The sequence below is a fragment of the Shimia marina genome, assembly GCF_001458175.1.
Classification (GTDB): domain Bacteria; phylum Pseudomonadota; class Alphaproteobacteria; order Rhodobacterales; family Rhodobacteraceae; genus Shimia; species Shimia marina.
Genome location: NZ_CYPW01000030.1, coordinates 1 through 1,651, shown reverse-complemented (window position 1 = coordinate 1,651; position 1,651 = coordinate 1). Strand labels below are relative to the sequence as shown.

Below are 1,651 nucleotides of genomic sequence, written 5' to 3'. Positions count from 1 at the left end.
AGCGCTACGATACAGCCCGTCTCAAGCTTACATGCAGCTTTCATGACCGTCTTGAGTTGGATGGCGTGACGGTAGTTGATGAGGAAGCTGTCATGTACACACAGGATCGGGACTTCTCTCCGCGTGAAGAACTTTATCACCCTAGCTGCGATCCGACTATCGACATTCATAAGCCGAATGCCCTGATCCGAACAAAGTCCATCAGCCAAGAAAGGGTGCTGCTCAGCGAAAGCATCAAGTACTCGTAGAAGGGCCTTGTTGGTCATCGACTTCTCCTTAGATCCCACGTCTGCATCCTGTCGAAAGGCTTTGCAGGCAGTGGACCTGTCACGGGCATTCAGAGCCATCAAGACCAACTTCTTCACGAGCTTTCGCTGCCCGTGGGCATCCACATCCGGGATCAAGCCTTCAGGTAGCGCGTATGGATCCCCTTTAAGATCAACTCCTTTTTCTGCCGCAAGAATAGCAACATGCAGCGCCTGATAATCGACCTCTACGGTTGGCTCATCATTGATGTGGATCCGTTTCCGAAACTCTGATCCCACGCTCTGCCACCAGCCCCCATAAAATCGACCACCAGCCCGCCAATCGCATCGATTGAAGATCCTCCGAACATGATGATCCATTCCGCAGATTGGAACCTTTGTCATTTCTCCTTGGCGAGGTCCTGATTTGATTGGCCGTTCGATACATGTCTCCTGTTGATCAGGCACATCAATAAAGGTCCGGGCCAGGAGTGTGTTGTAGGCCGCGAGATCGTCGCGAGTTCGCTTGGTGAACTCAGTGTCTGCGTATTCAACCTCCTTCTTCCTTGCGTCATGCATCACCACGCTTTCTTTGCCCGGGAACACGTAAATGTGCTCCCGACCAAATTTAGCTTCCCGGAACAGCTTCCGAAGAGGCTCCAATGCGATGATGCGAGCGGTACGGTTGGTTTGGGCTCCAGGACCGGCATAGCTCCCTTTTGACAACTCAATGTAGCCTTGCTCGGCAAGGCGATGAACCAGCCCCGGGATTTTCCGAGAGAGGTTCAATGCATTGTAACGCGAGTTGGTGTTCCAAGCCGTGTTGGATAGGTGAACGCCAATAGATAGATTCGGATCTGTCTTCCAAGCGACATAGAGATCCAAGACCAGTACGCGTAATTGGTTCCGATAGCTGGTCTTCGGGCGCGCTCCTCCCTTTGCTTTCGGATGCGTCGAGAGGTCCTGACAGCTTTGCTGCCAAATATGCTCGACTATTTTCCCAACCTCGGAATGCGCCGAATACACATGAACGTCGAGGGGCCGGGAGTACGTCGGATTTAATGAGACGGGTAACAGTTCGTTCGATGGATTTGGTTTGTTGCTTGCGATAATCAAAGCTCATTCTCTTTCTTCCAAGTCGATGGAGCCCATGGCTACAGCCTTCGGGCATCAAAAATGCTCTTCGGAATCGGTAGAACACTCCGGAGGAATCCGGGTGCAGCTACGAAGATAGATTCGTCGAGCCGGTTAGATTGTGTTTTGAGATTTGAGGACCTTTGCGGGGTCCAATAGCGAAGCAATCGCTATAGCGCCTCTAGACGCTGATAAATTTGCCCGTGATTTACGGGCGCGTATATTAGATATGAGTACTTGTTCCCGATCTTCAACCCTTAGCGGTGCTTTTT

Annotated in this window: 1 protein-coding gene; it reads right to left on the bottom strand. The window is 51.5% G+C overall.

The genetic code is table 11. The annotated features are described in order from the left end of the window. A partial coding sequence (locus SHM7688_RS16200; protein ID WP_144432615.1) for a hypothetical protein occupies positions 1-1,361 on the bottom strand: 1,361 nt, incomplete at its 3' end. Between the last annotated feature and the right edge of the window lie 290 nt (positions 1,362-1,651).